The 4,553-nt window shown below is 73.3% G+C and carries 4 protein-coding genes; 2 read left to right on the top strand and 2 right to left on the bottom strand.

Going from position 1 to position 4,553, the window contains the following annotated elements; genetic code table 11:
• Positions 1-182 precede the first annotated feature (182 nt).
• Positions 183-1,028 carry a spermidine synthase gene (locus ACFU5F_RS42035; protein ID WP_383898927.1) on the top strand — a complete coding sequence of 282 codons (846 nt, stop codon included), beginning with the start codon at positions 183-185 and terminating at the stop codon, positions 1,026-1,028.
• Here the strand turns inward: ACFU5F_RS42035 and ACFU5F_RS42030 are convergent.
• Together ACFU5F_RS42030 and ACFU5F_RS42025 are read right to left on the bottom strand one after the other, a co-directional pair.
• Entirely contained in the window at positions 990-2,426 is a 1,437-nt protein-coding gene (locus ACFU5F_RS42030) for an MFS transporter (protein ID WP_383898925.1), read from the bottom strand. The two genes, ACFU5F_RS42035 and ACFU5F_RS42030, sit on opposite strands and share 39 nt — an antisense overlap.
• A gap of 159 nt (positions 2,427-2,585) precedes the next feature.
• Positions 2,586-3,635: a hypothetical protein gene (locus ACFU5F_RS42025; RefSeq protein ID WP_383898923.1), complete on the bottom strand. Its 1,050-nt coding sequence runs from the start codon at positions 3,633-3,635 to the stop codon at positions 2,586-2,588.
• A 288-nt stretch (positions 3,636-3,923) separates the two neighbouring features.
• Here ACFU5F_RS42025 and ACFU5F_RS42020 point away from each other — a divergent pair, with 288 nt between their 5' ends.
• Complete coding sequence (locus tag ACFU5F_RS42020) at positions 3,924-4,361, top strand: DUF4442 domain-containing protein (protein WP_383898929.1); 438 nt, start codon at positions 3,924-3,926, stop codon at positions 4,359-4,361.
• Positions 4,362-4,553 lie beyond the last annotated feature (192 nt).

The following is a 4,553-nucleotide window of genomic DNA, read 5'->3' as shown; positions in this document are numbered from 1 at the left end:
GCCTGTCCCCGCGCCTGTCCCCGCGCCTGTCCCCGCGCCTGTCCCCGCGCCTGTCCCCGCGCCTGTCCCCGCGCCTGTCCCCGCGCCTGTCCCCGCGCCTGTCCCCGTGCTTGTCCCCGTGCCTGTCCTGGGGCCGCTTCGGCGGTCCGCGCGGCCGGGGGCCCGCCCGGCACAATGGGGTCGTGAACGAAGCCATACCCGTCTCCCGGACCATCGACCAGGGGACCGCCAAGCTCATGCCCGACGTCGACCGCGAGCGGGCCTGGCTGCTGACCGTGGACGGGGCGCCGCAGTCGTACGTGGACCTGGACGAGCCGGCGCATCTGGAGTTCGAGTACACGCGCAGGCTCGGGCATGTGCTGGACACGGCGGCGGAGCCGGGGCGGGCGCTCGACGTCCTGCACCTCGGCGGGGGCGCGCTCACGCTGCCCCGGTACGTCGCCGCCACCCGGCCGGGGTCCCGGCAGGAGGTCGTCGAGTACGACCTGGGGCTGCTGGACCTGGTCGTCGAACAGCTGCCGCTGCCCGCCGGCGCGCGGGTCGCGCTGCACGGCGCGGACGCCGGGGAATGGCTCGAAGCGGCCCCCGCGGACTCCGCCGACGTGATCGTGGGAGACGTGTTCAGGGGCTCGCGCACCCCGGCACACCTGACGACGGTGGCGTACGCGCGGGCCGTCGAGCGGGTGCTGCGCGCCGACGGGATGTACCTCGCGAACCTGGCCGACGCCGCGCCCTTCACCTTCCTGAGGTCCCAACTGGCCACGCTGGCCACGGTGTTCGAGGAGCTGGTGCTGATCGCCGAGCCGGGAGTCCTGCGCGGCCGGAGGTTCGGGAACGCCGTGCTGGTCGCGGCTCATCAGCCGCCCGACATCGCCGCCCTGGCACGGCGCACCGCCGCCGACGTCTTCCCGGCGCGGGTCGAACACGGCCCGGAACTGCGCCGGTTCATCGGCGGCGCCGCGCCCGTGCGCGCAGAGGACGCCGTACCGTCACCCGAGCCGCCGGACGGAGCCTTCGGCATCGGCTGAGCCGGTGTCCGCGGCGGGTCGTCCCGAGGCGTCGGGCTCGGGCTCGGTGTCGGCCTTGACCTTGGCCTCGGGTCCGGCGGCGGCTTCGGTGGCGGGGACAGCGGTGGTTTCGGCGGCAGGACGGGCGGCGCGGACGGTGGCGGGCTCGGCGCCGGGTTTCGCCAGGGTCACGGGCACGGTGTGTCTGGTCAGGTTCCGTACGTCCCGGACGCACAGCACCGCCGCCGTGGCCCCCACGCACAGCGCGGCGCAGCCCCACAGGGCCGCCGTACGCCCGAACGCGCTCTCCGCCGGGCCCGCCAGCGCGGCGGCGAGCGGCACCATGGCCACCGAGCCGAACCAGTCGTAGGCCGAGACCCGGGACAGCTTGTCCTCGGGGATCTCCTGGTGCAGCGCGGTCATCCAGGAGACGCCGAACACCTCGATGGACAGACCGCTGACGAACATGGCGACGCACAGGACGGCGATCGGTGCCGGCACGGCGAGCGCGGCGGCCGGCAGGGCGAACGGGAAGACGCACAGGACGCCCACGAACAGCAGTCGGCGCGGCTTCCAGCGGGTCATGAGCAGCGCCCCGACGGCGTTGCCCGCTCCGAACAGGGCGAGCGCCAGGCCCCAGGGGCCGGGGCCGCCGAGGCTGTCGTCGGCGACCTGGGGGCCGTAGACCGCGTCGGCGGCGACCATCACCGCGTTCACCAGGGAGAACTGGACGACGATCGCCCACAGCCAGGTGCGGCCGGTGAACTCCCGCCAGCCGTCCCGGAGATCGGCGAGCATGCCGTGACCCGCCTCGCGCTCGGGTATGTGGCTCACGTCGAGGAAGGCGCGCAGGGCACCGGCGCACGCGAAGGCGACGGCGTCCACCGCGAGCACCCAGCCGGGGCCGATCACCGCGACCAGGGCGCCGCCGAGGGCCGCGCCCGTCATGGTCGCGCCCTGCGAGGCGAAGCGGAACAGGGCGAAGGCCCGGCCTGCCTGTTCGGCGGTGACCGAGGACAGCAGCATGCCCTCGGCCGCCGGGCCGAAGAACGCCTGCCCGGTGCCGCCGAGCGCGGAGAGCAGCATCATCTGCCAGAGGCGGGCCTCGCCGGTGAGCACGAGCACGGCGAAGACGGCCTGGGAGAGACAGTTGAGGGCGTTGGCCGCGACCATCACCCGGTGCCGGGGGAGCCGGTCCGCGACCGCGCCGCCGATCAGCAGGAAGAGCACCAGCGGCAGCGTCCGGGCCGCCGCGACCAGACCGACGTCACCGCCGTCGCCGCCCGCGTCCAGCACCGCGAACGCGGCCGCGATCAGGGCGCCGTTACTGGCGAGACCTGTGACGACCGAGGCCGCCGTCAGCAGCGTGTAGTTGCGGCCCGCCCAGGCGGGGCGGCGCGAGGCGGCGGGAGTGGTCACCCGCCGACTATCGCCGCCCCGCACCGTTCTGCAAAACCGTTTCCGCTGGAGAAGGGGCCAGATCGGGCCAGGAGAGCCGACCCGGGCCGGGCCCCCGGAGGGGACGGCTTCGCCGACGAGCCGGCCGACCCCGTGCCCGTCCCCGCGTCCGGCCCGGGCTCAGCCGCCCGTCGGCTCGCCGTACAGCCGTACCGTACTGAGGATCTTCTGCACCGTCGTGTCCGAGACCTCGTCCTTGACGTCCTTGGCGCCGTGGAAGGTCCAGGCGACGTAGTCACCGGCCGAGTTCTTGAAGGCGAACGTGGTCGCCTTGCCGTCGGTGTCGCACTTGCCCTTCTTGGTGACGCCCTTCGAGTAGGTCGTCGCGACACTGCCCTCGACGCCCGACGTCGTGGTGTACGCCTTGGGCTTGCCGATGGTCATCTTCTTCTTGGCGCCGTCCTTCTGGTCGGTGTAACCGCCGAAGACCCACCACGCCGAGTCGTTGCGGGCGACGTCCTCGGTTCCCTTGGCGCCCTGCTGGCCCTTGGTGCCCGCGGCGGCCAGCGAACTCGTCTCCTCGTTGCCGTCCTTGTCGTCGTCGGACGTGCACCACTTCTCCTTGAGGATGGCGGGTGCCGACATGCCGATGAGGACCGACCCGTCGCCCTTCTTGTCGTCCTCGAAGCCGATGAAGGTGTCGGGCGACTGGACGGCCCACTCGGGGGGTACGTCGAAGGCCGTACCCCACTTGGGGTTGACGACGACCTTCCAGCCCGCGATGGTCGGCTTCGCTCCGGCGTCCTCGCCGCGCGGGTTGTCCTCGGTGCTCTCGGACGCGGTCGGGGAGGGGGAGGCCGAAGGCGCGGACTGGGTCGTCGACTTGTCCTTGTCCTTGTCGCCGCCGAGGACCAGGAAGCCCGTCACACCGGCCGCCACGACGACGGCCGTGGCCGAGATGACCGCGATCAGCTTCGTCCGGTTGCCGCCGCCTCCGCCCGGCGGCACCGGCGGGCCCGCCGGGCCCTGCGCGCCCCACTGCGGTTGCTGCCCGTACGAGGGCTGCTGGCCCGTCGACTGGTATCCGGGCTGCTGGTAGGGGTTCGGTTGCTGGTACCCCGGCTGCTGGTATCCCTGCTGTCCCGACTGGTCGTACCCCGGCTGCTGGTACGGATTCGGCTGCTGCGGTTGGTGCTCGCCCCCGGGCGGCTGCTGCTGTCCTGGCCACATGGCTCGTAACCATAGATGCGCCGGGGGGCGGGGTGCCACGGGAGTCCCCGAAGCGCCTTTGCACTCGGGACGAACGGTTCCAAATCGGTGCCCACTGAACGGGCCCGGTGAACGCACGGTCCGCGAGGGCGACTTCGCCGTTCCTGAACGCGAACGTCTCCGGCCTGCCGTGCGTCCGGCACCCGCCCGTCCTCCTCCCCTCCGGCGGGGGCGGTCCGACGGCCCTGCGGCCGCCCCTGGTCAGACGTCACTACTCGTGGGTAACATCGCGGCATGAGCGCAGACCAGATGTCGATCGGCGAGATGCTCGCCGCCACCGTGCCGATGGCCAGGACCCTGAAGCTGGAGTTCCTGGAGACGACGCCGGAGAAGGCCGTGGTGTCGCTGCCGGACCAGGGCGAGTTCCACAACCACGTCGGCGGGCCGCATGCCGGCGCGATGTTCACGCTGGGTGAGTCGGCGAGCGGGGCGATCGTGCTCGCCGCGTTCGGGGACCAGCTCTCCCGTGCCGTGCCGCTCGCCGTCAGCGCGGAGATCGCGTACCGCAAGCTCGCGATGGGCCCCGTCACGGCCACCGCCACCCTGGGCCGCCCCGCCGCGGAGGTCGTCGCCGAACTCGACGCCGGCCGGCGCCCCGAGTTCCCCGTCGCCGTCGCCATCCAGCGCGCCGACGGTGCCGTGACGGGCGAGATGACCGTTGTCTGGACCCTGCGCCCCAACACCTGATCCACGACAACACCTGATCCACGACCGACCCGACCTCGCCCCACACTCGCCCCGCCCGGCTCCCACCTGTTCGGGCGCCGCGACGCGTCGAGGGGCGACCGTGTGTCCCGGGCGACGATGCGGTCCGCGGGACAACCTGGCGGCCGCCGTCGCCGTCCGAGTAAGCGGGTAGGCTGCCCCGGCGTGCGCTCC

The organism is Streptomyces sp. NPDC057438 (assembly GCF_042802995.1).
Lineage (GTDB): Bacteria > Actinomycetota > Actinomycetes > Streptomycetales > Streptomycetaceae > Streptomyces.
This window is presented reverse-complemented; position numbering and strand designations above follow the sequence as displayed.